We start from the raw sequence: 26270 nt of genomic DNA on the forward strand, positions 1-26270 counted from the left end.
CATGACTGTGGGATTATTAACAATAGCAAAAAAGAATCTGAAGAATAATTTTTCCTTCTATTCGTTCTATTTCGTTTCAGTAGCTTTTGTGCTGATGGTGTTTTTCACCTTTATTTCTTTTTCCATGAACGATATAATCATGGAAAAGATTTCGTCTGATGGTAGGGTTGAAATCATGTCAAGAACGGTGGGAATCTTTGTTATGACATTTGTACTATTCTATATGTCATACTCCAATACTTTTTTTATGAAAAAAAGAATGAAAGAACTTGGTATTTATTCGCTCTTGGGATATCGAAAATCAACAATGCTAAAATTATTAACTTTTGAAAATATTATAATTTGTTTTGCTGCTCTAATTGTAGGAATCGCTTTTGGTGCGATTGCTCATAAAGGGATTGTCGAAGTGATAGTCAGAGCACTAAAATTACAAATAGATACTTCTGAAGTGCCACTTATTCATTCTGGGGCAGTACTATTCACGTTTGTTTTTATATTTGTCGTTTTGACTGCTTTATTTTTATCGAACTGGATCATTCTTCGGAAAAGTTCCTTACTGGCTTTGGTACGTATGGAAAAAAAGGAAGAAAAGCAGATGAGAATCAACACAGCTTTCTCATTCCTGGGATTATTCTTGATACTAATTGGTTACTTCTTTGCTATTGATATTACAAGAGGGACGAAATCATTCTGGAAAACAATAGGATTTTCACCAATTGCACTTTTAACAATGTTAAGTGTAATACTAGGGACCATTTTCTTTATTCACTCTTTTTTACCATATGCTATTCAAAAATTGAAGAAAAAGAAAAGCTGGTTTTATAAGGAAGCGAATATTATTGTTATTCCAAATTTTATATTTAAAATCCGTTCGAAGGCAAAAACTTTAATTTTGTTAACTTTATTAGTTGCAGGAACTTTGGCTATATTCGGCTCTACTTTACTAACTCTCTACTATCCTGTTGCTGCTACAGAACGAATCATACCGTCAGCTATCGAGTTTCCAGTGGAAGATAAACAATTGGCCGCTAAAGCAATTAAAATTGTACAAGATACTGTTGGTAAAGAAAATATGAAATTTAAAGAAACAACTATGATTCATGTTACATCCTCTTCTGACAATTTACCTAAAGAATATAGTGAAAAGAAAGAACATGGATTTGATCTTATTTCTGAGTCGGATTACAAAGAATTAATACATATTCAGGGGAAAAATGTAGACTTTGAGAATTTAGCTAAAAATGAAAGTATCTTAGTAAAATATCGACCTGACAAAGAAAAGCTAGATAAAGGAAAAATATATACTTTGAACTTAACAAATGCAAATAACGTGGATATGAAAGTAAAAGACACTACTTTACTTAATTCAATCGGATTTGCAAATAGTGTAGGAACCCTTGTCATTTCAGATCAACTATATAAAGAGATAAAAATATTAGGGCATAAAGAAACAACAATGATGAGCCTTAATGGAGAAGATATGAGGGATAATAAGAAAGTTTATGAAAATGTAGCCCCATTATTTAAAAATAATATTTATTTTACAAGTAGTTATCAAAGAAATGATTACATTATTCAGCAAAATAGTTCAACATTCTTGCTCATTAGTTTTGTTACAATCATCTTCTTTATTGCAACGGGGAGTATTCTCTATTTCCATAATCTTTCGAGCATGATGTCAAACAAAAATGAATTTATCATTTTAAAAAGAATGGGATATAACAAGAAAAAGATAAAGCGAATAATAAGTAAAGAAGTTCTTACATTGTTTAGCATCCCATACGTATTAGGATTAGCGCATAGTATTTTTGCACTGATCGCTTACAAAGCAGCTTTAATGGACGACTTATTAGGAAAAAACAGTGCCTTTATACTGCCTATTCTTTTTGCAGTAATTATTTTCACTTTGGTATATATAATTTATTATTTGTTAACAAAGCGAGCATGTTATAAAATTATATTTGACAATAAAAAGTAAAAATTCCTATATAAGGCTAATGATAGTAAACTAGCATTAGCTTTATATGCATCTAAGCTAGTAAAGGTAAGTGAGTTTATGAAAAAGTATTATGAGCAAAAGCAACTTCTCATCTTAATTAACCAACTGTGTATGATTATTTTTTTATGCTATGAATTTTTGCAAAATAATATTGTAGGAACAGCAAAGTTGCTTCCATTGACACTTATAACGATTTTGGTTATTTACGGGGCTTATATTGGATTTGTAAACATGAAAGAAAATAGTACCCTATGGAAGTTTTCTAATTTGCTAATCCTTACTTCATGGCAGTTTTTATTCACACTTAGTGAAACACAAATTTTTTATACGTTAAGTACACTATTTAGCGTAGTGATTCTATATCAGACAGCACAATTTTTTCTCTATTTCTTTTTTCAAGATTCTACTTATATGTATAAAAAAGAAAAAGACTGGATTTTACAGATTACATGTTTATTGACATTGGTTGCGAAATTGATAAACGATAAAATGTTCGCCATTCTATTTTCATCTCAATTTGTTTTAAGTTTTATTTGTATTTTTTTCTTACTTTTGAAACATCGAGGACGAATCATATTTATCTTAAAAAGCGAAAAAAATCATTTACTGAAATCTTTTGCTGTTCTCATTTTTTTCTTTATTGGATACGCCATATTTTTTGCAGACAACCCTGAATATTTAAGTAATCTAGGGTGGTATATCATGATCCTTTTCCCTTTATTTAGTATTCATGCGATTGCTTTTAAAAACCATATATTTATGAAGCGATATTTTCTTTTAAAGGGAGGTAAAAGGGGACTGATCCTTTTCTTTCTTCTTGTTTGTATAATTTCATTTGGACTATTGTTTAGGTTGAATATGATTGCCTATTTCATCATTATACATACGATTTTTTCGTTTGTTCTGTTCCATTTCACGCTATTATATAAAGACATAAAAAAAAGTATCTTAAATTCAGAAACAGAAGAACCAAAAATCATGTCAGAAAGCTTTTATGCTCATAATCTTGTACAGATAGCGAAAGAGGAAAAGTTGAAACGTGATTTTTCTAATTATTTGCATGATGAAATTTTGCAAGATATATTAGCTGTAAAAAATATGATGAATAAATCTAACAAAGAGGAGATTCATGAAATCATAGTAAAAACGTTGGATCACTTAAATTTGTCTATACGAGTACAAATGGAAGAGTACTATCCAACACTATTAAAAACACTTACATTAAAAGAAAATTATAGTAATTTGCTTAAAATGATACATCAAAAATATGGAATGGAAAATATTGATATATCTTTTCATTGTAGTGAAAATTTATTTTTAGTTGAACCCTATCAGCTTGTTACATATAGAATTTTAAAAGAATTGGTAACAAATGCATTCAAACATTCTAAATGTTCAAAGTTATTTGTGAGTTTGAAACAAGAAAATGACGAAATAGAACTTATAGTAAAAGATAATGGTATAGGCTTAGTGATTAATGAGAAGTCTGTTCCTAATGATCATAGAGGATTGAATTCTATTAAGGAACAACTGTTTTTAGTAAACGGTAAAATGACAATTTCGGAATGTAATCCTTCTGGCTTATGCGTTGTTATTCTTATCCCTATGAAAGGAGATGATTCCTATGAATATTTTATTAGTAGATGACCACGCTTTATTTGCAAAAAGTTTGGAGATAGCCTTGGAAGATTACCCTGAAATAGATCATTTTTACTCATTACAAAATATTGAACAGGTTATTGCATTCATTAATGAGTGTAAGCCAAATATCACATTAATCGATATTAATTTAAGTAACATCAGTAATGAAGATGGTTTAGGTGTAGCAAAACATATTTTAGAAAGCAAATGTGACACAAAAATAGTTATATTAACAGGCTACGATCTACCTGTTTATCGGTATGAAGCTCAAAAAATCGGTGTAAGTGGTTTTATTAATAAAAATATTATGCCAGATAAGTTATTACAGGTTTTAATTGATATTAATAAAGGTACTTGTTATTTTCCACTGTCTACGGACCATGTTGAGGAATTAACTGATAGTGAAAAACAAATTTTACAATTACTATGTGATGGATGTAAGCGTAAAGAAATTGCTTCTATCTTATATGCAAGTGAACGTACCATTTCAAACCATATTCAACATATATTTGATAAGTTGGATGTTTCATCTTCATTAGAAGCTGTAACGAAAGGAATAAAATTAGGATATATTCAGCCTAATTATTAATAGCTTAAAGCAAAAAAACGGAATGTGACAATTACAAAGTAGAAAGTTACGTTCGCATTTAGGTTACTTTATTCATCAGCGTTCAACAAATACACGATGTTTTACAACAAATTTAAAGAATTTATAGCAATCTAATTTATCTTTTCCAACATGAATAATCGCTAAGGTAGGATATGGATTGAAATAAATTATTTGTATGCACATTCAACGAAAAACTGAGCCTGAAAACTTTCTTGAAACACATGAAAAAAAGCTGATCTCAAGAAAAAAGTACAACATAAGAACACCCACAGGGAAATGTATTTTCTTTGTGGGTGTTCTTAATTAAAAGTGAAAGTAATTTACATCTTTATCTCTTTTTTTGTAGTAAAGATTAAATATTGTATTAAAAACAAAACGAAAAACTGAGCTTTTTTATTACAAGTTAGGACAAAATCTCGTTCTTTTGAAATGTACAACTTAGGTATTGAGCAATTAAGAAACGGTATTATCGTATTTGTTATATTTAAGTTCTTAACTTATTTTCCATTTTAACAGCTTGGAAAAATAAAAGGCGCGCTCAATGGGTACGCCTTTTATTGTCGAATTTTGCTTAGCATACGAAATTCGCATTTTGTTGGCAGAACCCCATCGCTATCAAGCTAAGATAAATTTGTATCCATATAATCAAAAAAACGCTATTCTTTTTGTAGAAATATACAGAAAGGATGGCGTTTTGTATGATTCTATCGATTCAAGGTGAGTTTCATTTATTTGCTGAAGAACGAGAGCGTCCCTTAACTCCTAGCTTTTGCATTGCATTTGAGATGTGTAGTGTTTGCAAATAAGAAAACAAACCCTATACCAAATGCAATTATTCTAATTAATCTACATAATTACATTTCGCAAATAACTTAAAGACACCGCGAAAAATAACAGACTATTGACAAAATTGTAACCTAGTACTAATGTTAGGTTATAAAAATAAAGCTAGATAGACAGGGGATGTTCAAATGAAACCCACAGCTCGTATTACAGCAATTGGTACTTATGTACCAAATCAAAAATTATCAAATGACGATTTAGAAAAAATGATTGACACTAGTGATGAATGGATTGTACAGAGAACAGGAATGAAGGAAAGAAGAATTGCAAACGAACAAGAATATGCATCAAATTTAGCTTTCAAGGCTATTGAAAATTTAGCTGATACATATAAGAAAAATTTGGAGGATGTTGATTGTATTATCGTAGCCACAACTACTCCAGACTATGTGTTTCCAAGTGTAGCATGTCAAATACAAAGTCATTTTCAAATTCCTCATACCCTTGCTTTTGATTTAAGTGCTACCTGTGCTGGTTTTACTTATGGCTTACATGTAGCTAACAGTTTAATCACTTCTGAATCTCATCGTAAAATCTTAGTCGTAGCCACAGAAGCGTTATCAAAAGTAACAGACTACACTGACCGAACAACTTGTATCCTATTTGGTGATGGAGCTGGAGCGGTTTTATTAGAAAAAGATGAAAAAAGACCAAGCTTTATAGCTTCTCACATGGGAACAGACGGAGAGGGTGGTATCCATTTATATAGAACAAATCTTTCTACTACCATGCATGAAAAATCTTTGCAAGGAAATGGAAAAATCGTACAAAACGGTAGAGAAGTTTATAAATGGGCTGTTCGTACTGTACCGCTAGGCATTAAAAACTTATTACACGCAGCTAATCTACATATCGATGATATAAATTGGTTTGTACCACACAGTGCTAATCTGAGAATGATTGAATCAATATGCGATAAATCAGGATTCCCATTAGATAAAACACTCACTAGTGTAGAACTCATGGGAAATACCTCTTCTGTTTCTATTCCGTTAGCTTTAAATTTGGCTATAGAAGAAGGAAAACTACACAACCAGGATACGATTCTATTATATGGATTTGGAGGTGGACTTACACATTTAGGACTTATTTTAAAATGGGACTTGTAAAAATCATACCGTTTAGAAAGGAAAATACCCTATGTTAGATATTCAACAAATTAAAAATATCATTTTACATCGATATCCATTTTTACTTGTAGATCGTGTCTTAGAAATAGAAGCAGGAAAACGTGCAGTTGGAATCAAAAATGTGACAGCAAACGAGGAGTTTTTTAATGGACACTTTCCGAGCTATCCCGTTATGCCAGGAGTCCTTATTATAGAAGCAGTTGCACAGTTTGGAGCAATTGCTTTACTGAAAAATGAAAAAAATCATGGGAGGTTAGCCTTCTTGACGGGCATTGATAACTGCCATATTAGAAAACAAGTTCATTCTGGAGACCAACTTCTTCTAAAACATGAATAAAAAAGGTAGAAGTTTATTGGGAAATTTTCTAAAGGGAGACAATTCTAAAATTCTGTATTGATAGAGAAATAAAAGAAAATTAAAATAATTTCAAGGGAGAAGAGTGATGATTGATATTTTAAAGATTTTTGCGGCCTTAGCTTTGGGCTACCTTTTAGGCAGCCTTAACACAGCGGTGATTGTAGGGGAAATATACGGCAAGGACATAAGAAGCCATGGAAGCAAAAGCGCCGGGCTTACCAATACTCTGAGGGTACTTGGGAATTCTGCTGCGGTGTTTGTTCTTGCGGGAGATATATTAAAAGGGATAATTGCCTGTTTTATAGGATTGTTCCTTAGCGTTTACTTTTATTCGGGAGAGGCTAAAGATTGCGTAAGCCTTTTAGCGGCAGGCGCAGGAGCGGTTATAGGGCATAACTGGCCGATATATTTTGGGTTTAAAGGGGGCAAGGGAGCACTTACAGCAGTGGCTGTGCTGTTTATGATTGACTGGGTTATGGCCCTTTTATGCCTTGGCTTTTTTGTGATAATAGTAGCTTTAACCCGTTATGTTTCTTTAGGTACAATATGTGCTACAATGCTTGTTGCGGCTATTTCATTCATTCCTGTTTTTGAGAATACCTTATATTTTTATATATTTGCGTGTCTAATGGCGTTTATGGTTATTTTCAGGCATATGGAAAATATACAAAGGTTGCTTTCAGGAACAGAAAATAAACTTATTTTTCCGCGGCGTTGAGCATGTTGTTGAAATGGGAAAAAATGGGTTTGGTTAACCGTTTAAAACAGGAGGCCACATGAAAACAAACAAAGCCTATATGCTCTCTGACAAAGAACTTCGCAATCTTCAGATGGTTCTTCTGGAAATGCTTTTGGAAATTGATCGGGTTTTCAAAAAAACGGCATAAGCTATCGGGGGTGTTAGTTTAATATAACATTATTTGGAGATAAAAAAATTGTTAAACAATAAGGCTATATAGAAACCCTGATTCTTCTGCTTAGTGTAGAAAAATCGGGGTTTTAATTTCCCGAAAATATCTTAGCGTACAAAATCCGCATAATGTTGGCGAGACCCAATTAATAAGTGAGGGGAAAATTACTTCAATGTCTGTTATCTTAATTTCAACTTCTTAAATTCTTTTTCAGGAATGTCTCTATGTTTGTAATGAATTGCTTTTATGTCATTTTCTTATGATACGAAAAGGAATTGTATCTTCTCCAGAAGGTGGATTATGTGCGACCTCAAATGTTTGAACTTGAACGGTTACATAAAAACATAGTTTGTTTTATCTTTTTCTATTCGTAATATTTTCTCGAAGCTACGGTACCAAAGTTTAGGCTCATTATAATAATTGTCAACTTCTTTACTTATTGATTCTAATAGGCGTTCAATCAACACTTCTTTCAAGAATTCTTTTGACACTGGTATTCTGTTAACTTTTTTCTTTTAACATCTACTATTTTCCAATACTCAGCATCTTCTTTGACTGTATAAAGTACATTCGTACCATCTTCTTTCCAAAGATGGAAAAAGCCTTTTTTCCCTCTAATATATAAGCGAGGTTCATCAATCCACTCACGTTCTGTCTGGATTATAGCTAAAAATAATTGAACAAGTGGTGTTATTTTATAACCCAATTGATTAAAGTCCCCGAATGAATAAAGCTCATATCCAGTTAAATCGACATCGAAGTATTCAAACTTAGCATCTTTGTGATATTTAATTTCCTTTGCTTGTGCCTGTATGGAAAAAGAAGAATAAGCAATAGTATTTATCCTAATCAATAAAGAGAATGCTCTTTTCATGAAATCACCTCACCTTATTATGTGATAAGGGAGGTAATTGTATATCCTATGCATATGAAGTTAATATAACTAGCGTTCTCTGAAGTTACAAAATTAGCTGTACTGAATCCCTTTTTTATGATTAAACTGCCCTATACTTCTAAATTTCTTATAACGCTGATTTACAAGCTCGTTGGGTGATAATGATAAAAGTTCTCTTAGTGAAGATTCGATTGTGGTTTCAATCAATTTAGCTTGTGTTTCTATATCGTTATGTGCGCCACCTCTAACTTCAGGAATTAGACTATCAATAACCCCTAATTCTTTCAGATTTGTTGCTGTAATCTTTAAGGATTCAGCTGCCTTTGGTGCTTTTCCAGCATCCTTCCATAGTATAGATGCAGCTCCTTCTGGCGAAATAACAGAGTACCAAGTATTCTCTAACATATGGATATGGTTACTAATACTAATTCCGAGAGCGCCACCACTAGCTCCTTCACCAATTACAACGGAGACAATGGGAACCTTAAGATCGCTCATTTCAAGTAGATTCCGTGCTATTGCTTCTGATATTCCACGTTCTTCAGACTCTTTCCCTGGATAGGCTCCTGATGTATCAATAAACGTAAGGACGGGGCGTTTGAATTTCTCAGCTTGCTTCATAAGTCTTAAAGCTTTTCTATAGCCTTCTGGATGTGACATTCCAAAGTTTCTTTCTATGTTTTCTTTTGTATTTCTTCCTCTTTGTTGACCAATAATTGTAACAGGCAAGCCTTTAAACTTACCAATTCCACCTATCATTGCTTTATCGTCTCCATATAATCGGTCACCATGAAGCTCGAAAAAGTCCGTAAACAACAAAGGAATGTAATCTAATGTTGTAGGACGATTGCGGAGCCTTGCTATTTGAACACGTTGCCACGGAGTGATGCTATCATATATCTCATTCCCTATATTATTTAGTCGTTCTTGTAACTTATGAATTTCTGATGATAAATCCATGTCATTTTCTTTCATAAACTTCTGTAATTCAGAGATCTTTTTTCTTAACTCAACTATAGGCCTTTCAAAATCTAAGCTCATTTAGTTTCTCCTTATATACGAAAATGTGTTTATAAACTGTCTGTAATAATTATAATTTTTTTACTTTTCTTTTCATAGATTTATTAGGGGTACTACCACATCGCTATCAAGGTAAACGTCAAGTAACTCTAAAATATACAACAAAGGTTGATTTTAGAGTTACTTTTTGTTTTTTTCACTTTTTTTCGGTACTTTGCAACTAGATAGTAAATCCATTGACCACGGTAAGACTTTATCAATTTCCTCTTTATTGTTTAAATCGATATTGGGGAGCGTTTCAAACAAATATAGAAGATAATAATAGGGACTTAAATTGTTCTTCATACCATCTCACTTTTGCCGTGAGTTCTTCTACTTGAGCTTGAAGTGATTCAATTGTAGGTTGATTTGAGTGAGAAAGTGTTGTTTTCATAGATAAATACATTCGACAAAATCATCCAAATTCCTTTTCGTATATGATTTTTATAAAATGGTTCTCGCATGTGCAGCTTGATGCCCTTGTTTTTGGTGAAAAGCAAATCCATCAAGAAGCCATCTCAATTGTCGCTTTGATATGGTAAGTGGTACACTTGGATGTTTAGTTGGCCAGTAAAACGTTCCCTTGTCCAATCTGCGATAGTGCAACCAGAAACCATTATGTTCCCAAACAAGAATTTTTAGATAGCTTCTTTTGATTATCTTAAAGGTGTCGAGTTTTAAAAGAATTATTCTGTTTATGAAAGTATGTAACCTACTACTAAAGTTGTAAAAAAATCTAGTCAATATGTAGCGAGTATCTGTTATTAAAAAAGTGTAAAATAGATTTAAAAGACTAAATTTTCAGGAAGTGGGAGGGGATCAATTGATTAGAGGGAAAAACAAAAAACTTGTAGTAATTACTGGGGTAACACAAGGATTAGGTCGGTCATTAATTGACCGTTTTTCTGAACTAGATTGGTTGATTGTTGGATGTGGTCGTTCCAAAAGTAAGATAGAACAAATCAAGAGACAATTTGGCAACAAACATGTTTTTCAATCCATTGATGTTTCGGACGATAAGGCTGTTAGAGCTTGGGGAGAATATATTCTTCAGCGATACGGTGCACCAGATTTACTTATTAATAATGCCTCTATTGTTAATGAAAATGCGCCGCTTTGGACTATTTCTTCGGAAGAATTTGCAAATGTTATGAATCTCAATGTGAATGGTGTAGTCAATGTGATCCGGTCATTTGTACCAGCTATGATTCATAATAAACGAGGCATCATAATCAATATTAGTTCAAGTTGGGGACGTTCCGGTGAGGCAGAACTTGCACCGTATTGTGCGTCCAAGTTTGCTATAGAGGGTTTGACCCAATCAATGGCACTAGAATTACCGAAAGAACTGGCAGTAGTTGCACTAGATCCAGGCGGAGGCATTCATACTTCGATGCTACAATCATGTGCACCAGAGTATATATCGAGTTCCCCAACAGCTGAGGCTTGGTCACATGTCGCTGTACCGTATATGCTTAGCATTACATCAAATGATAATGGGAAATCCCTTACTTGCCCTAGGGTTTGCTAAGTTTACGACTAATAGCTGTGAATATATTTTTAATTTGATATGGAGCGTTCTTGTTAGAAAAGTTTAACGGGGATTACATGCATTTGTTTTTTTATCACTCGTTTGTACTGCTGGTAATACACAACTTCTTTAGGATATTAATATGTAACGAGAGCACTGAAAAAGTTTTAATATAACAAGAAGACAATTATCCATTATTGATGAATAATTGTCTTCTTCATGCTGTCCGTATTTAGAATTCATATTTTTCCTCATAAATGTTTAAATATTTTTGTTACAACAGCCTCTTATACATTATAAAAATTATTTATTTGCCCCATTCATTGCATACAAGTAAAAAATATAATCAGTCGAAGTTCCTGTATAACCTAACTGTCTTAACATTGCCGTTATATTCCCGCGATGATATGTTCCATGATTCACAACATGTTGAATCAATTCAAAGACATTCGTGTCTAATCGTCCAAAGTGAGGGTGTTCAGGTGAAATGGCTCTCTCTAAATTTTCTTCACGAATGAAAAATGTTTGATATTCTTCAGATAAAGTTAAAAATAGCTGTTCCATTTCCTGAATAGTTGTATCTTTTATTTTTTCTGAAAGATGAATTGCTGATGTTTTTACTTCAGTAAAAGGTTTTCCTAATAAAGTACCTAGCCAGATTGTATCAGCAATATATATATGTATAAACGTTTGCGAAATAGAAGGGAATACACTTTGTATTTCTGTAGACCAAACGTCTGCTGGTGATGTTATTAAGTGTTCAAGTAGCCTTTTGTTTGCCCAAACGTGATAATCATATGCTTGTAAGCCAGGATGTTTCATTGAAAATCCCTCCAGTTTCAGTTGAATTCAAATTATAAAGAAATAGTTTACTTTAATATATACAACCAACGTTTATTACTTTCCTGTTAGAAACTATGAAAAAGCAGTTTATGAAAAGGAAAGAGGGTCTATTACCTTGTTCTGCATAGTTTCACGCATCTAAGCAAAAAGTAACGTTGGAGGTGAGCAAAGTGGGTCGAAAAATTAAACAGGATCCTTCTAGAGCAGGTCTTGGTTCATCACAAGTCGAAGGACAAGGAACGACTACGCATGAAACAGGTTCCGTTAAAGTTCCTTCATCAAATAAGAAGCAAAAACGTAGTTAATTATAATTTGTTATTTTTTAGCCGTTAAGAAAACTTTATTTATGTTAAACAAGTGCAATTTTAAGATGAAAATTGCACTTGTTTTCATGCCTAAAATATCTGAAGTTGAGTTGGAAATAATGAAAGTTCTTTGGTCAAAGGCGCCTCAAACAGCAAATGAAATTATTAAGGATCTTGAAGGGGAAATGGATTGGAGTCCAAAAACAATTCGAACGCTAATTAACAGATTGGTGCAAAAAGAAGCGATATCGGCTCATCAAGAAATCGGAAAAATGTATACATATACTCCTTTCGTGTCTCAAGATCATTATTTACAAGTAGAAACTTGGTAGATAAAATAGAAGTCAATGGTAAGGCAGGTACATTATTTTTAGCAAAAGCTTCTCTTCAAAAATCAAACTCTAATTTTCATGCTTTAGCAGAGGGGTATAAAGTAGAAAACCTTAAAATTACGTATGAATAATGATATGGTGTAATTTGTTTAAAGTTTAATAGCTGAAGTTTTTTAATTAAATAAAACTGAAATATTTTTGAGTGCTGAAGAAAGGAGGTTCTATATAAAATGGGAGACTGCTGCGGTACTTCGAAAAGTGTAACTAGCGATGTTGTTTGTCCTTTATCTAAAACGAAAGGAAAACAAATCAAGTTGATTACATTAAAAAGCATGCTGAATGCTAGTGCGCTCACTCGATTGGAGTCAGATAAAACATACTATTTTTGTTCAGAGCAAGAATGTAATGTAGTGTACTTTAATGAAGAACAGCAAGTATTTACCAAAAACGATCTTAAGGTTCCTGTTTTTCAAAAAGATATAGAAGAAGATGTGCCTGCTTGTTACTGTTTTAATTGGACACGAGCACGTATTCGTGAAGAAATAAAGCAAACCGGAAAAAACCAAGCGGTACAAGATATATCAATGCATATTCAAGCAAATCGTTGTGGATGCGAGGTAAATAACCCTCAAGGTTCTTGTTGTTTAGGAAACGTATCTGCGTTTATAAAGCAAGTTGAAAAATAATGTGATTAAATTCCGCTAACATTAGTGATGTAAATAAAGCAAAAAAATAGCTAGAACTTGTAGTAGTTATCTACCTCAATTCTAGCTATTTTTGTTTATTCAGAATCGATAAGGTTAACAGCTATAATTTTCATGTCGGGCTGTTGAGCTAATATTTGTTGTTTCGTTAAAGGGCAGGTTAGTTTAGTTTAATAACATCAGTAACTTTATCATATCTGGCGAGAAGATCCCTACCTCAAGCGCGCAACGGTAGGTGGGGGATGAATCGCTTTTTTTGTTTTTTTTTAGTATATGAATAGAAACATACGTTCTTATTTGGTATACTTTGTGTATACATAACAAGAAAGGAGTGTGTTCAGTGAAAAAAGCATATTTTTCAATTCGTATCTATAAGAATGCACTGAATCCGAAATATGTTGAAGCTATAGGGCATGCTCTGTTCGTATTTAACCGTGCAAAGCATTTCGCTTTTCAAACGCAAGTGTTAGAAAAACGTTCTGGTACTTCCAGACGTTCTGATAGTATGCAGATTACTGTGAAATCACGTTTTAGTCGGAATGATTATTTTGCAAATAGTGCTGTACAGGAAGCCAATGCACTAATTTCTTCTCAGACAGAATTGAAGAAATTGTATATCGAAAATAAAAATGAACAGATGAAAGCTGTAAAAAAGAAGATGAAGAAAACCAAGTCAGATTTAACAGTGCTGAATAAAATAAAAACATCGTTTATTAAAGGGAAACCAACGTTCAATAAAACGTCCAAAGAACAACAAAGGGGACGATATTTTGTTGTACAATTTAAAAAGCGAACGGATATTTACTATCATGCCTATCAATTTGAGCATGAATATTTAGATGTGCGTATTCAAACACTTCGTTCTCGTTTAGGTAGCCTTGCATTTCGGCTAGATAGACTACAAAAACTACTTCATAGTTTAAAAAAATAATGTTGCTTCTGTTGTATTTGGGAGTAAAAAATTATTCAAAGCACAACATACTGTAGATACTTATGTTCAAAATCATACACTTTGGGTGCAGGATTTTGAAAAAGCTCGTTACAATCAAATGTTGATTTCAGGTCGAAAAGACGCGAAATCAGGAAACTTTGTTTTTACATATAATACGGAATCACAATCTTTACACTTTACAACCCCAAACAGTGTTGCAGTTGAAATTCCTAACCTTACATTTCCGTATGGACAAGAACAAGTGAATGCAGCTGTTCAAAACCAATGGAATTGCAAAGATAAAAAGAAGGCAGGAAAACCAATCAGTTGGGCAATTGAAGATCACGGGGAGTATTACATTTTTAAATGTTTCATAGATATTAAAGAGAACCAAAATAAAAACTTCAGCAAGTCCGATGGTGTCATTGGAGTAGACTGCAATTTTGATCACTTTGCTTGGTCAAATATCAATAAACAAGGACAACTCATACAAACGGGTGTATTATCCTTTGATATGTTAGGGAAAACATCAGAACAAATTACGAAAATGATGGAAGCAGAAGCCATTGCATTCGTTGATATTGCTGTAAAAGCAAATAAACCGATCGTTGTAGAAAAACTAAACACAACAAAAGCAAAGGTTAAGAACCCTTATGGCAACAAAAAAGCAAATATGATGATGAGCATGTTTGCTTATAAAAAGATGATTTCAGCTATGAAAAGTCGTGCTGAGAAGATGGGTGTAGCGGTATTTGATGTGAATCCAGCGTACACTTCTCAAATTGGTAAAATTAAATATATGAAACGTCTTGGTATCAGCATTCACCAAACAGCTTCTTATGTCATTGCTAGAAGAGCAATGGGGTTTAAAGAAAAACTTCCACCAATTTTGTATTCCCTATTACCGGAGAAGATGGTAGGTCTGCATCACCCGGCGCAATGGAAGTGGTTGTCTGGCATCCTGTCTGATTTGCGTGTTCACACATTCTATCAGATGGAGCTTTCGAACCATAACAAGATTCGTTCTGTGAACGAACTTTTTCCTCCAGGAGCTCTTACAGACTTGGAAGTAAAAGGTTTGTCTAAGTTTGAAAGTAGAAAACCCATACCTTGTTGAATGGGTATGATCTTCTAAGCATTTTGTCTTAGTTGTTCCTTTTGGGAATCCCCTTCCTCAAAAATCTGTTAGGATTTTAGGTGGGGATAGTTCAATCAGAAATAAATGCTGTAAATAATGAAAATATAAAAAACTTGGCGGGAGAAACAATATCTAAATAATGAAAGGAAGGAAGAATTATGTCCCATAACGTAAGAGCAAGAAGAATCATTTTAGATTTAGCAGTTACTTTAGATGGTTTTATTGAAGGGAAAAATGGGGAAGTTGATTGGTGCATCATGGACTCTGAGATGGGGTTTATTCATTTCTTAAATCAAATTGATACTATTTTATATGGAAGAAAAAGCTACGATTTATGGGGACAATTTACTCCAGAAATTGAGGATACTGAAAAAGAAATTTGGGAATTAGTTCATAGTAAAGAAAAATATGTGTTTTCCAGAACACAAAAAGGAACTGATAATAAAGCAATATTCATAAATGATAATATTTTTGAAGAAGTAAATAAATTAAAGAATAAGCCTGGTAAAGACATCTGGCTTTATGGCGGAGCGAGTCTTATTACAACTTTTATCAATTTAGGGCTTGTTGATGAATTTAGATTATCTGTTCACCCAGTTATTTTGGGAGAAGGAAAACCGTTGTTTATTGATATAAAACAGAGGGTGAATTTAAAAATGGTTCATACAAGAACGTTCTCCTCTGGCGTTGTGCAACTAATCTATCATTTGAATGGGAATTAATAATATTGCACATTCCAAAGATAAACATGAAATATATAAATACAAATTGAAAACACGACATAAACCCGCTTTTTTAGGTGGGCGAGAGCAACTGGCCATGCATAGAAGCGGTCTGCCACGTGCGATGTTTAAAACAAAAGGAGCAGGCCAGTAGGAGGGCATGTTGTATTCCGCATAGCAGCGATTTATATGTTGGAAAATCAAAGTGGATTTATATATTAATGCACCGTACTTAGAGTGGATAAACATTTTTTCTGGAACTGCATTCCATAGTTCTTTAAAAGTTATTTCAAAGTTTTCCACAAATTCTACAGGTAGTTACTTTGAGAAGTCCGCTCATTTTTTCGTTTTGAGGGCGTTTATTTTTCTTAAGCTGATGGATATGGAATACACCTCCTAGGTTAAATAAATTTCCACTTAGAAACAAGTGATTTTAACAACGTTAGGAGTGTTTCATGCAGCACAATGTCATGTTGTATCGCAAGAAGAAAAATCACATTAGAAAAGAACCGGAATTCACCCTGTTAAGAGTAAACCGATTCTTTAATATTTAAAGGACGAAAAAAAGAAACATAGAAGCGAAAAACTTCTGTGTTTCTTTTTGATTAATATATTTATTGGAAAATATTTTTTTTCGGCACAGATCTTCCTTATACCCTATTATAGAAGCTATTTTGAACGTAAGTAATTTGTAAGGAATGGGTAAGGAAAAAGAAAGTTTCATTGCGTATGATAAAAATATAACGAGGCGTGAAAGGCGGAACAGATATGACGTATATATGAAAAACAAACCAGTTAACAAAAGTGTTTCAAGGAAAAGAAGTAATTTCTAGGGTTAACATACATGTGGAAAAAGAGGGATTTACCGTTTGTTAGGACAGAATGGCGTTTGTAAAAATAATCATTATGAAGATGATTACGAATTTAATGTTGACCTTTTGTCATTAGTGGAGACGATAGCTGTGTGGTTAGTATGAAACAGTAAGCAACCACCTATACAATATGAATAGAGGAGAGGAATGCCTTATGAAAACACGTAGTCAAATTACATTTGCAAGCCTGACCCTTTTAATAGCTGGAAGTTCCCTGTTATACACAACGCCAACCTCAATTGTAAAAGCAGAGCCCACTCAAAATGTATCTAGTTCGTTACAAACAAGCACTCAACGAGATCGTAATTCCGTCAAGCAAGCAATGCGTGATATATTGCAACTTGGAATCCCGGGGATACTCGCTAAAACTTCCGAGGATGGAAAAGCGTGGGGTTATGCCGCTGGGGTAGCGAATTTGAGCACCAAGCAACCAATGAAAACAGATTTTCGCTTTCGCATCGGCAGCGTGACGAAGACGTTCACTGCAACGGTTGTACTTCAATTAGCTGGAGAGAACCGCCTGAATCTAGACGACTCCATCGAAAAATGGTTGCCTGGTGTCATTCAAGGAAACGGATATGATGGTAACCAGATTACGATCCGGCAGATATTGAACCATACAAGTGGTATCGCTGAATACTTAAGGTCAAAAGACGCTGATATGATGAATACAAAAAAAACATATACCGCTGAAGAAATAGTGAAGATTGGACTTTCTCTGCCTCCAGACTTTGCCCCAGGAAAGGGCTGGTCTTATTCAGACACAGGATACGTATTACTGGGTATCCTTATTGAAAAAGTAACCGGAAACAGCTATGCGGAAGAGATTGAAAATCGGATTATTGAACCGCTTGAGTTGTCAAATACATTCCTACCTGGAAATTCAAGCGTTATTCCAGGCACCAAGCATGCCCGTGGATATGTCCAACCAGACGGAGCAAGTGAGCTGAAAGACGTTACTTATTATAACCCAAGTATAGCTAGCTCGGCTGGAGATATGATTTCTACTGCTGACGACTTAAACAAATTCTTCTCTTACTTACTCAGTGGCAAATTACTGAAGGAACAGCAATTAAAACAAATGCTTACTACAGTTCCTACAGGAAGTGCTGAAATCAGCGGATATGGTCTTGGAATCTATGAAACTAAGCTTCCAAACGGTGTCTCGATATGGGGACACACAGGTAGCATTCCAGGGTTTATTACTCTTGTTGGAGGTACACTTGGAGGCAAGCATACGTTGGCCGTCAATTTGAACAGTATGGGTAAAGCTAACTTTAAAAATATTTTACTTGCTGAATTTAGCAAGTAAAATAGAAATAATTTTAGAGAGTGAAATATTTTTTTAGTAGGTTATTCGTAAAACTTATTAAGTTAATAAGAAAAACAAAATTTAATTATTGTTAGGTGTCTTATAGAATTAATAAAAAGGAGTGTCTGGAGGGATTTATATGGAAATTACAATTAAACCAGTTGCATATGTTCATAATTCTCGTGAAGAAATGAAAGATGATAATTGGGGTTGTGTTGTTTCAGTAATTGAACTAACTGATGAATTAAATGAATCTGCATTACAAGGAATAGAAGATTTTTCACACTTAGAAATGATTTTTTATTTTGATAAGGTATCTGATGATAAAGTTCAGTATGAAGCAAGGCATCCGAGAAATAACCCTGATTTCCCTAAAGTTGGGATCTTTTCGCAAAGAGGAAAAAATAGACCGAATAAATTAGGTGTAACTACAGTTGAATTGATAGAGCATACTGGTAATAAATTAGTGGTAAAAGGATTAGATGCAATAGATGGAACGCCTATTATTGATATTAAACCTGTAATGAAGGAATTTCTTCCCAAGAATGAAATTAAACAAGCAAATTGGTCTACTATTTTAATGAAAGATTATTGGAAGTGATGCGATAGATAAAAGGGGATATATATGAGTACAGTTCAAAAAAATATTTTAGCTAGTTATAACGGGATACATATTCGTGTTTTTGATAGTAAAAAAGATGATATTGAACAATTAACCAGAGTGTTAAATAAGTCATATAAAAAACTGGCTGATTTAGGTTTTAAATATCTGGCAAGTTATCAGGATTCTAGTATTACTCTTGAACGAATTAACAAGGCATTATGCCTTGTTGCCATTCGAGATAATAAAATTATTGGTTCAATTTCTTATTACTCACCAGAGAACAACAAAGGATGTAATTGGTATAATAAAGCTAATGTAGCAACAATAGGTCAGTTTGGCATCCATCCTTCTTATCAATCAATGGGAATCGGAAGAAAGTTGATTGAATTAGTTGAAGAATTAGCAATAAAAGAAGGGATAGGGGAGCTCGCGTTAGATACAGCTGAGGGAGCCAGTCATCTTATTAAATATTATGGTGATAAGGGATATCGTTTCATTGAATATATCAATTGGGAAATTACAAACTACAGAAGTGTTGTTTTAAGTAAAAAATTAAAATAGCTACTGATAACAAGGATTGTGTGAATAGGAAATCTCTTTTTTAGGTGGATTTAATTAAATATAAAATGAATCTAAGATATTATATATGTTAATATATTATATAAATTGTTATGGTAAAGAATGAGGAATAGAGTCCTATTAATATAGGACTCTGAAGAAAGGTTATAAACTTGTTTATAACCTTTCTTGGATTTAAGTTATTTGAATCCGGTAGTGCTTACAAGACAGAAGTATGATCTGAAATAGCATTAATGATCCTATCCCAATCATCAAAGTGATTTTCATGACCCGTGCCTTCAAGAGTCAATAATGATGAATTGGGAATTTCATTAGCAAGAGCTAGACCATGTTCATATGGGAGTACCGTATCTTCTGTACCATGAATAACCAAAACAGGTACATTGATTTTTGTTAACATCCCCTCGTAGGAATCATCCCCTTTAAGAAGTGCATGATTAAACATGCTGAGGAGATTATTAGCTCGTTTAATTTCTGTAATTACTTGCTTATAAGCCCTCTTTTCATCAAATGTATGCTTTGAACCACAGAGCAATTTTGCCCCTGCAACTAAATAATGTGCTACTGAATCTTGATCCGACCAATTCAGCGTGGCTCCATTCGCGTGGTAAGCTAGTATTTTTTCATCCATTGGAGGCAAATTCCGGCTGTTTTCATCAGATCCAAAAATACTCGAAGCCATTAAAGTGAGAGTTAAAATTCTTTGTGGGTGTCTTAATGCTGCGACTTGAGCAATCATACCTCCCAATGACATTCCGAAAATGTGTGCTTTGTCAATATGATATGCATCAAGTACCCCAACAGCATCATCAGCCATGTCTGCCACAGTATAGTTAGAAGTCCCAGGTTCATATACAATGGAACGTCCGACGTCCCTATTATCGTATCGGATAACAAATCTCCCTTTATCAGCTATTTTTTGGCAGAATTCTTCATCCCAATAAATCATCGAACACATAGCTCCCATAATCAATAAGATTGCCGGATTGGCTGGATTGCCGAAACTTTCTGTACATATATCAATTCCATTCATTTTAAAAATCTTTTCATTCATGATTAGTTCCTCATTTCATTCGAATTTGGTTAATAAAAAAAGGTACACCCAAATAAACTCACAAGTTTTTAAAGAATGAATGAGCATAAATGAACTGTACCTTAAATTAGCGAAAACGAATAAATTTAATAATCATGACCTACACTCTCCTAAAATAAAGAATTTTTTCTTATTTCAAATAATAGCACATCTCTATCTTCTATGATCACAAATGTCTGTCCTTAATGCGATTATCGGTCCACGTTAACATGTTTTAAAACTTATTTCACGATCTAAATCTTTAATAGAATAATATGAATAATGTTTGTAAACATTTTTATTATAAATTATCAAACTTCATTTGTTAGTTAAGAGGTTAATACAAAATAAGTGATTTAAGGTTGATGTAAGGTTCTCTTTAGACTATGGAAAGGTGGACGCATTACAGTTGAAAGAGAAGAGAAACATCTAAAAATTTTGAATGGAGCTGACTTTTCATATGAGTGCTTCGGCTATTGTACAAACGCAAAACCTATCCAAAATGTATGGGGCTATTAATCGTGTAAATAAAGTTGATCTTCATGTTCAGGAAGGAGAAATCTACGGGTTTCTGGGTCCAAATGGAGCGGGGAAAACAACCACGCTAAAAATGTTGTTAGGACTCATCAAGCCTTCTGAAGGGACAATCAAAATTTTCGGGGAAAGTCTAAGCAAACATCGTTCATCCATTCTGCAACGTACAGGATCGTTGATTGAATCTCCCTCCTACTACGGGCATCTGACAGGGCTTGAGAATATGAAGATTATGCAGCGCCTGCGGAACGTACCAGATAAAAACGTAGATGAAGCGCTTCGTATCGTACGACTAGAAAATCAGAAAAACAAAAAAGCTGAACAATATTCACTAGGAATGAAGCAACGGCTGGGAATCGCAATGGCTCTGCTCGCGTTTCCAAAGCTACTGATTCTTGATGAGCCGACGAACGGTCTTGATCCCGCGGGCATTGGTGAAATCCGAGAGCTTATCAAATCATTACCCGCACGCTATGGAATAACCATATTGCTTTCCAGCCACCTACTCTCGGAGATAGAACAGATTGCTACTTCAGTAGGTATTATCAGTGAAGGAAATCTGCTGTTCCAGGGTAGTATGGAAAGCCTGCGGCAAAAGAATAGAAAAACCATTTGTATAAAAACCGGAGACAATGCCAAAGCGGAGCAGCTACTTTTCACTCAAGGTTACAGCCCGATCCAAAGCAGCAGCCGGCTTGAATTCGACAATCTTCGGGATGCGGAAGTGGCGGAAATGAACAGATTGCTTGTTGAACAAAAAATCTCTGTCACTCGGATCGAGGGGCAGACGAAAAGTCTGGAGGATATTTTCCTGGAGTTGACAGGAAAGGAGCGGAGCTTGTGATCAAAATATTAGGACTAGAATTCTTCAAAATCCGTCGCAAAAAAATATGGATCATGATTATATTATTTCTTGTCGTGGAGATGCTGTGGGCCTTTATGTCTATTAGCCGGGCAATTGCTAGCAATCCGGATAACGCCGTTTGGGAATCGGTTTTTTTTAGTATATCCTCCATGAATGGGCTTTTTATGCCGATTATTTCAGCCATTGTTGTCTCACGTATTTGTGATATGGAGCATAAGGGAGCGACTTGGAAAATGCTTGTTGCTACCAATGTGAGACGCAGGCATCTATACGCAGTGAAGTATATATGCGCCAATAGTCTGCTCCTGTACGGTATCTTTGCACAGGCCGTATTCATGATTGTGTTCGGACTAATAAAGGGTTTCCCCGGCGTTCCTCCTATCGAATTACTAATCCGGTTCATTGGGGGTACCTTACTGACGACTCTCGCTGTTACAGCACTTCAGCAATGGGTTTCTTTTTCCATCAAAAATCAGGCCTTTGCGCTGTGCTTTGGCATGCTGGGTGGCTTCATAGGAATGACTGCCGGATTATTTCCAGCTGTTACTAGACACATTTTTATTTGGTCTTATTATTTGGATCTCAGCCCGGTTACTTATCTATACGCTGAGTCTGCAAGCACCTATATGGTACAACCAGTAAGCTTTGGAATTGTAGTGGCGGCGCTGATTATGACCGTTCTGTTTTACTTCGCCGGAAGCATCTATGTAACCCGGCAGGAAATCTGAGGAGGGAAGTTGATGAAACGAAGTATTTCTGTTGAATGGCTCAAACTGCGCCATTCCCGGATTGGTCTTGTACTTGCTGTACTTCCTATTATAAGTTTGCTGATTGGCTGTGCGAATTATTATATGAACCAGGGCGTCCTGCAAAATGGTTGGTACAGCTTGTGGACCCAGGTCAGCCTGTTTTACGGTGTTTTTTTTCTACCTATTCTGATTGCCATCTGTTGTTCCTACATATGTAGACTGGAACATTTAAACCGAAATTGGAATATGGTTATGACATCTCCTGTATCGGTTGCCAATGTGTTTCTTGCCAAATTGATTATGGTTAGTATTTTAATTTTATTCGCACAAGGGCTATTCATAGGACTCTACTGGCTTATAGGTACCTTGTTCTCCTTGCCCGGATCATTCCCTGTAGAGACTATAGGATGGGCGATACGTGGATGGTATGCTTCGCTGTCTATTAGTGCTTTGCAATTGGGACTGTCGCTACGGATCCGTAGCTTTGCCACACCGATCGGTATTAGTCTGTGCGGGGTCTTTATCGGTCTGGGGATGTATATTGGCCAGTTTGGAATGCTATTCCCGTTCTCATTGCTCAACATTGGCATGAGTGTGATGAGTCAGGATAAGTTGACGGACATGCAGAACTTTCTGTTTTGGGTGATCAATATGGCTTTCGTTATTATTTTTGCGTTGATGTCAACCCGACGGTTGAAGAATAAAGACATTGTCTTATCCTGATTGAGCCTAGGAGGAATTTATGATGAAAAAAATAGTGTTAGTACTTGGGTTCATCATTGTGATTGGGGCATGCTTGTGGATGTTCTTCTTCACTCCGGAGAAGCTTACACCTGACAATCCTGCGGGGAAAACCGTCTATTACACAGAGATAACTGGCGCTGGCGTTCAGAAGGAGAATGGGCGTTACGACTATGAGTTGACTGCCTATGATGAGAAAGGAATGAAGAAAAAACTCAGTTTTTCGGTCGGAAAGCAATTGAGAGAGGGGGCTTACGTCCAGCTATATGATACACTGCTTCGGGGCGTCACGCACTGGGAAGAGGTTAACTTCAAAGAGCTGCCTAAGGCGGTGCAACAGCAGTATCGAAAATAATAAGGATCTGAAAGAAGAAGGAGACGTCCAATATCCATCAAGTTAAGAACATAATATAATTTTACAGGCTTTAAAATAGGGTGTTAAGGTTGTGCGTCAGCCTGCATTAAAGTTAAGGTGAGTACGAAATGAAACGCCAATAATTTCCTTTTTCATGTATAATAAAATTAGGTGATGCAGGATGGAAAATTTAAAAGACAAAAAAATATTAATTGTAGATGATGAATCAGAAATCAGAATAATGATTGAAAGATTTTTAAGAAAAGAGGGCTTTTTCCGCATTTACACTGCCTCCGACTACACTTCAGCTCTGTCATTCTGCCACACTGGCAAGCCAGATATCGTGATTCTTGATGTCATGCTGCCCGATGGTGACGGATTTTCACTTCTGTCTTCCATCAGGCAGTTCTCGGACATGCCAGTCCTTTTTCTCTCCGCCCGGGGCGAGGATGAAGACCGGCTGCTCGGACTAGGTTTGGGGGCAGATGATTACATTGTCAAGCCGTTCCTGCCGCGCGAGCTGGTATTACGGCTCATGGCAATTCTGAAGCGGGTCTACTCCTCTTCCGTGGCAGAGCGTCTATCTGTCTTCCGATTAGGGGAACAGATCATTAATTTAGAAAGCGTTGTCGTGCACAGGAATCAGAAGGAGATGCCATTAACGGCAAAGGAGCATGCCATTCTTGTGAAGTTGTATGAAAATCAGGGGCGAATCGTTACGAGCGATGCCCTATGTCAGGCCGTTTGGGGAGATGACAGCTACGGTTATGAAAATACTTTGATGGTTCATATTAGGCGGATCCGTGAAAAAATCGAGCTGGATCCTTCCAAACCAATCCATCTTCTCACCGTCAGGGGACTGGGATATAAACTGCTGGTGAAGGAGAAACATTGAGTGGAAGGAATTATTCGTATATTAAGCCGGTTTGCCACGACGACCATCTTTATTTCGATATTTCTGCTTATTTTTAATTTCGTACTGCTAGGCACGCTGGTATTCAAGGAAATTAATCAACGCCCGTCCCCGGAAGGTGTACTTAAGCAAGTGGCTCAAGGATTGGGCAAGCAGGACACCGGCTATCGTCTGGACGAGCGCGCTGCCAAGCTTCTGCAGCACAATCATGCATGGGCCATGCTGATTGGTGGAGATGGCCATGTGCAATGGGATTACCATCTGCCTAACGATGTTCCAAGGTTCTACAATCTAGTCGATGTAGCCAAGTTCTCACGTTATTATCTTTTGCAATATCCTGTCTATATTTTGGAACATGAGGACGGCCTAATCGTAGTGGGGTATCCAAAGGAAAGCCACTGGAAGTATCAATTTGATTTTCTTTCTGATTGGTTAAGATCGATGCCCCTGCGGCTCGTGCTGCTGCTGCTCTTTAATTTGGGGATAACTCTGCTAATTTCTGTCGTGATTGGCATGCGTCTCATAAGGGGGATACGTCCTCTTGTGTCTGGGGTTCACAATCTTGCTAGGGAGGAAGCAGTTCAGTTAGATTCCAAAGGTATATTCGGTGATTTGGCCCAGAGCATGAATTCCGCGTCGGCTAAGCTTCAGAATAAGACGGCCGCGTTGAAGGCACGAGATGAAGCACGTTCTAACTGGATTTCCGGGATTTCTCATGATATCCGGACTCCGCTCTCGATTGTTCTCGGCTATGCAAGCGAAATGGAGGATAATTTGGACTTGCCGGAGGAGCAGAGACATCGGGCTAGTATCATCCGGCATCAGGGTGAGAAGCTACGCTCACTTGTAAGCGATCTGAATCTAGTCTCCATGCTCGAGTATGAAATGCAGCCTTTGCATTTGAAGCACATCCGGCTATCGGTTTTGGCGAGACAAGTTGCCACGGATTTTTTGAATAATGGATTGGATGACCAGTATGACATTGATTTAAAACTGACTGTTGAAGCAGTTCAGATCATTGGGGACGAGAAATTGCTGCTTCGGGCAATTAGTAATCTTGTCCAAAACAGTGTACTTCATAACCCACAGGGTTGTGAAATCATACTAGAAACCGCTTTATCCAAGGACCGCTCCCAATATCGCTTTATCGTAAGGGATAATGGACGGGGAATTCCGAAGGAGAAATTGACGGAGATTACCGAATTGCCTTATTCATCAAGGAGAAAGCGAACTGTCCAGCAAGGTCACGGTTTGGGGATTCCGATGGTGGCAAGGATTGTGCAGGCCCATCATGGCCGCCTTATTCTTGCAAGCGACAAGGACCAAAGAGGTCTAAAAGCTGTCATGGAATTCCCTGTACATTCTAAAATGGAAAACAATAAAAAAACACCTGGAAGTGAATAGGAACAATCGAAAAGGTAAGACGCTTTGAGATGGAAAGAATTATTTGATTCTTACAATCGGAACGTTTTGCAGATTGTTAAACTTCGAGTTATTGGGAATTCTTTTGAGGGAGATGGAAAGCTTTTACCAAAGGAAGATGGGGCTCCTTTCTCTCAAAAAATTGAACAAGCTAGAGAATATTGGAAGGGTAATGTGAAAAATGAGCTTCCTAAGCTTTTGATTAACGGAAAAATTGAAGTGGTAGAAATTATTAATGATTTCTCAGCTTAGATTCTAGAAAAATCGCATATGTTGATTTTTGCAACGCTTATTTATCCC

25 protein-coding genes and 6 pseudogenes are annotated in these 26270 nt (G+C 35.6%); 24 read left to right on the forward strand and 7 right to left on the reverse strand.

The window, feature by feature from the left end:
* The first annotated feature begins 7 nt into the window (after positions 1-7).
* The 6 genes and pseudogenes from MR076_RS04920 (at position 8) to plsY (ending at position 7299) form a co-directional block, all read left to right on the forward strand.
* Positions 8-1978, forward strand: a complete 1971-nt coding sequence (locus MR076_RS04920) for an ABC transporter permease (RefSeq protein WP_242218248.1) — start codon at positions 8-10, stop codon at positions 1976-1978.
* Positions 1979-2056: 78 nt separating this feature from the next.
* Positions 2057-3646: an ATP-binding protein gene (locus MR076_RS04925; RefSeq protein WP_242218252.1), complete on the forward strand. Its 1590-nt coding sequence runs from the start codon at positions 2057-2059 to the stop codon at positions 3644-3646.
* Positions 3615-4229 carry a response regulator transcription factor gene (locus MR076_RS04930; RefSeq protein ID WP_242218254.1) on the forward strand — a complete coding sequence of 205 codons (615 nt, stop codon included), beginning with the start codon at positions 3615-3617 and terminating at the stop codon, positions 4227-4229. The genes MR076_RS04925 and MR076_RS04930 overlap by 32 nt, the downstream gene beginning before the upstream one ends.
* Positions 4230-5221: 992 nt before the next feature.
* Positions 5222-6202 (forward strand): ketoacyl-ACP synthase III, encoded by a 981-nt coding sequence (locus MR076_RS04935; protein ID WP_242218257.1) that lies wholly within the window; start codon positions 5222-5224, stop codon positions 6200-6202.
* A gap of 31 nt (positions 6203-6233) precedes the next feature.
* Positions 6234-6557 (forward strand): annotated as a pseudogene (gene fabZ / locus MR076_RS04940) (3-hydroxyacyl-ACP dehydratase FabZ); the annotation flags it as partial.
* Positions 6558-6666: 109 nt separating this feature from the next.
* Positions 6667-7299 (forward strand): glycerol-3-phosphate 1-O-acyltransferase PlsY, encoded by a 633-nt coding sequence (plsY, locus tag MR076_RS04945; RefSeq protein ID WP_242218259.1) that lies wholly within the window; start codon positions 6667-6669, stop codon positions 7297-7299.
* Between the two features lie 372 nt (positions 7300-7671).
* Here plsY and MR076_RS04950 read toward each other — a convergent pair.
* From MR076_RS04950 to tnpB, 5 genes and pseudogenes are all read right to left on the reverse strand, one after another.
* A pseudogene (locus MR076_RS04950) lies at positions 7672-8366 on the reverse strand (DUF3888 domain-containing protein).
* A gap of 93 nt (positions 8367-8459) precedes the next feature.
* Entirely contained in the window at positions 8460-9428 is a 969-nt protein-coding gene (locus MR076_RS04955; protein WP_242218260.1) for an acetyl-CoA carboxylase carboxyltransferase subunit alpha, read from the reverse strand.
* Positions 9429-9587: 159 nt separating this feature from the next.
* A pseudogene (locus tag MR076_RS26975) lies at positions 9588-9749 on the reverse strand (IS66 family transposase); the annotation flags it as partial.
* Positions 9706-9852 carry a hypothetical protein gene (locus MR076_RS04960; RefSeq protein ID WP_242218261.1) on the reverse strand — a complete coding sequence of 49 codons (147 nt, stop codon included), beginning with the start codon at positions 9850-9852 and terminating at the stop codon, positions 9706-9708. The gene MR076_RS04960 and the pseudogene MR076_RS26975, both read right to left, overlap by 44 nt.
* 38 nt (positions 9853-9890) lie before the next feature.
* Complete coding sequence (tnpB, locus tag MR076_RS26730) at positions 9891-10190, reverse strand: IS66 family insertion sequence element accessory protein TnpB (RefSeq protein ID WP_396021654.1); 300 nt, start codon at positions 10188-10190, stop codon at positions 9891-9893.
* Between the two features lie 79 nt (positions 10191-10269).
* On the opposite strand from tnpB, the gene MR076_RS04965 reads away from it, so the two are divergent.
* On the forward strand, positions 10270-10977 hold the full coding sequence (locus MR076_RS04965) for an SDR family oxidoreductase (protein ID WP_242218262.1): 708 nt from the start codon (positions 10270-10272) through the stop codon (positions 10975-10977).
* Positions 10978-11280: 303 nt separating this feature from the next.
* On the opposite strand, the gene MR076_RS04970 is transcribed toward MR076_RS04965, so the two are convergent.
* Positions 11281-11799 carry a DinB family protein gene (locus MR076_RS04970; RefSeq protein ID WP_242218264.1) on the reverse strand — a complete coding sequence of 173 codons (519 nt, stop codon included), beginning with the start codon at positions 11797-11799 and terminating at the stop codon, positions 11281-11283.
* A gap of 191 nt (positions 11800-11990) precedes the next feature.
* Here MR076_RS04970 and MR076_RS04975 point away from each other — a divergent pair, with 191 nt between their 5' ends.
* The 10 genes and pseudogenes from MR076_RS04975 (at position 11991) to MR076_RS05015 (ending at position 19301) form a co-directional block, all read left to right on the forward strand.
* A complete protein-coding gene (locus tag MR076_RS04975) occupies positions 11991-12125 on the forward strand; it encodes a YuzL family protein (protein ID WP_242218265.1) in 135 nt (44 codons plus the stop codon).
* A gap of 86 nt (positions 12126-12211) precedes the next feature.
* A pseudogene (locus MR076_RS04980) lies at positions 12212-12451 on the forward strand (BlaI/MecI/CopY family transcriptional regulator); the annotation flags it as partial.
* Between the two features lie 236 nt (positions 12452-12687).
* Positions 12688-13143, forward strand: coding sequence for a putative iron-sulfur cluster-binding metallochaperone (locus tag MR076_RS04985; RefSeq protein WP_242218267.1), 456 nt, complete (start codon positions 12688-12690; stop codon positions 13141-13143).
* A 358-nt stretch (positions 13144-13501) separates the two neighbouring features.
* Positions 13502-14092 carry a hypothetical protein gene (locus MR076_RS04990; protein ID WP_242218269.1) on the forward strand — a complete coding sequence of 197 codons (591 nt, stop codon included), beginning with the start codon at positions 13502-13504 and terminating at the stop codon, positions 14090-14092.
* Between the two features lie 85 nt (positions 14093-14177).
* Positions 14178-15209 carry an IS200/IS605 family accessory protein TnpB-related protein gene (locus tag MR076_RS26510; RefSeq protein ID WP_242218271.1) on the forward strand — a complete coding sequence of 344 codons (1032 nt, stop codon included), beginning with the start codon at positions 14178-14180 and terminating at the stop codon, positions 15207-15209.
* A gap of 179 nt (positions 15210-15388) precedes the next feature.
* Positions 15389-15952: a dihydrofolate reductase family protein gene (locus MR076_RS05000; RefSeq protein ID WP_242218274.1), complete on the forward strand. Its 564-nt coding sequence runs from the start codon at positions 15389-15391 to the stop codon at positions 15950-15952.
* A gap of 804 nt (positions 15953-16756) precedes the next feature.
* Positions 16757-16882 (forward strand): annotated as a pseudogene (locus MR076_RS26735) (ABC transporter ATP-binding protein); the annotation flags it as partial.
* A 96-nt stretch (positions 16883-16978) separates the two neighbouring features.
* Positions 16979-18136 (forward strand): serine hydrolase domain-containing protein, encoded by a 1158-nt coding sequence (locus tag MR076_RS05005; protein WP_242218277.1) that lies wholly within the window; start codon positions 16979-16981, stop codon positions 18134-18136.
* A gap of 139 nt (positions 18137-18275) precedes the next feature.
* A complete protein-coding gene (gene tsaA, locus MR076_RS05010) occupies positions 18276-18737 on the forward strand; it encodes a tRNA (N6-threonylcarbamoyladenosine(37)-N6)-methyltransferase TrmO (protein ID WP_242218279.1) in 462 nt (153 codons plus the stop codon).
* 24 nt (positions 18738-18761) lie between these two features.
* A complete protein-coding gene (locus MR076_RS05015) occupies positions 18762-19301 on the forward strand; it encodes a GNAT family N-acetyltransferase (protein ID WP_242218285.1) in 540 nt (179 codons plus the stop codon).
* Between the two features lie 217 nt (positions 19302-19518).
* Here the strand turns inward: MR076_RS05015 and mle are convergent, their stop codons facing one another.
* Complete coding sequence (mle, locus tag MR076_RS05020; protein WP_242218288.1) at positions 19519-20373, reverse strand: alpha/beta fold macrolide esterase; 855 nt, start codon at positions 20371-20373, stop codon at positions 19519-19521.
* Positions 20374-20851: 478 nt separating this feature from the next.
* Here mle and MR076_RS05025 point away from each other — a divergent pair, with 478 nt between their 5' ends.
* From MR076_RS05025 to MR076_RS05055, 7 genes and pseudogenes are all read left to right on the forward strand, one after another.
* On the forward strand, positions 20852-21769 hold the full coding sequence (locus MR076_RS05025) for an ABC transporter ATP-binding protein (protein ID WP_242218290.1): 918 nt from the start codon (positions 20852-20854) through the stop codon (positions 21767-21769).
* Positions 21766-22518, forward strand: coding sequence for an ABC transporter permease (locus tag MR076_RS05030; protein ID WP_242218292.1), 753 nt, complete (start codon positions 21766-21768; stop codon positions 22516-22518). Before MR076_RS05025 ends, MR076_RS05030 begins: the two co-directional genes overlap by 4 nt.
* 12 nt (positions 22519-22530) lie before the next feature.
* Positions 22531-23262, forward strand: a complete 732-nt coding sequence (locus MR076_RS05035; protein ID WP_242218294.1) for an ABC transporter permease — start codon at positions 22531-22533, stop codon at positions 23260-23262.
* Positions 23263-23284: 22 nt separating this feature from the next.
* Positions 23285-23635: a YxeA family protein gene (locus MR076_RS05040; protein ID WP_242218296.1), complete on the forward strand. Its 351-nt coding sequence runs from the start codon at positions 23285-23287 to the stop codon at positions 23633-23635.
* Positions 23636-23816: 181 nt separating this feature from the next.
* Positions 23817-24530: a response regulator transcription factor gene (locus MR076_RS05045; RefSeq protein ID WP_242218299.1), complete on the forward strand. Its 714-nt coding sequence runs from the start codon at positions 23817-23819 to the stop codon at positions 24528-24530.
* Positions 24531-25952 carry a sensor histidine kinase gene (locus tag MR076_RS05050; RefSeq protein ID WP_242218301.1) on the forward strand — a complete coding sequence of 474 codons (1422 nt, stop codon included), beginning with the start codon at positions 24531-24533 and terminating at the stop codon, positions 25950-25952.
* Between the two features lie 18 nt (positions 25953-25970).
* Positions 25971-26222 (forward strand): annotated as a pseudogene (locus tag MR076_RS05055) (DUF2441 domain-containing protein); the annotation flags it as partial.
* Positions 26223-26270: the final 48 nt, after the last annotated feature.

The sequence above is a fragment of the Bacillus cereus group sp. BfR-BA-01380 genome (assembly GCF_022663535.1).
GTDB classification, from domain to species: domain Bacteria; phylum Bacillota; class Bacilli; order Bacillales; family Bacillaceae_G; genus Bacillus_A; species Bacillus_A cereus_BB.

Coding starts and splice junctions, on each gene's coding strand:
- mle (WP_242218288.1), bottom strand. CDS start 20,373: ATGAATGAAAAGATTTTTAAAATGAATGGAATTGATATATGTACAGAA.
- MR076_RS04925 (WP_242218252.1), top strand. CDS start 2,057: ATGAAAAAGTATTATGAGCAAAAGCAACTTCTCATCTTAATTAACCAA.
- MR076_RS05005 (WP_242218277.1), top strand. CDS start 16,979: ATGAAAACACGTAGTCAAATTACATTTGCAAGCCTGACCCTTTTAATA.
- MR076_RS05025 (WP_242218290.1), top strand. CDS start 20,852: ATGAGTGCTTCGGCTATTGTACAAACGCAAAACCTATCCAAAATGTAT.
- MR076_RS05015 (WP_242218285.1), top strand. CDS start 18,762: ATGAGTACAGTTCAAAAAAATATTTTAGCTAGTTATAACGGGATACAT.
- plsY (WP_242218259.1), top strand. CDS start 6,667: ATGATTGATATTTTAAAGATTTTTGCGGCCTTAGCTTTGGGCTACCTT.
- MR076_RS04955 (WP_242218260.1), bottom strand. CDS start 9,428: ATGAGCTTAGATTTTGAAAGGCCTATAGTTGAGTTAAGAAAAAAGATC.
- MR076_RS04970 (WP_242218264.1), bottom strand. CDS start 11,799: ATGAAACATCCTGGCTTACAAGCATATGATTATCACGTTTGGGCAAAC.
- MR076_RS05045 (WP_242218299.1), top strand. CDS start 23,817: ATGGAAAATTTAAAAGACAAAAAAATATTAATTGTAGATGATGAATCA.
- MR076_RS04930 (WP_242218254.1), top strand. CDS start 3,615: ATGATTCCTATGAATATTTTATTAGTAGATGACCACGCTTTATTTGCA.
- MR076_RS04985 (WP_242218267.1), top strand. CDS start 12,688: ATGGGAGACTGCTGCGGTACTTCGAAAAGTGTAACTAGCGATGTTGTT.
- MR076_RS05035 (WP_242218294.1), top strand. CDS start 22,531: ATGAAACGAAGTATTTCTGTTGAATGGCTCAAACTGCGCCATTCCCGG.
- MR076_RS05040 (WP_242218296.1), top strand. CDS start 23,285: ATGAAAAAAATAGTGTTAGTACTTGGGTTCATCATTGTGATTGGGGCA.
- MR076_RS04960 (WP_242218261.1), bottom strand. CDS start 9,852: ATGTATTTATCTATGAAAACAACACTTTCTCACTCAAATCAACCTACA.
- MR076_RS04935 (WP_242218257.1), top strand. CDS start 5,222: ATGAAACCCACAGCTCGTATTACAGCAATTGGTACTTATGTACCAAAT.
- MR076_RS05000 (WP_242218274.1), top strand. CDS start 15,389: ATGTCCCATAACGTAAGAGCAAGAAGAATCATTTTAGATTTAGCAGTT.
- tsaA (WP_242218279.1), top strand. CDS start 18,276: ATGGAAATTACAATTAAACCAGTTGCATATGTTCATAATTCTCGTGAA.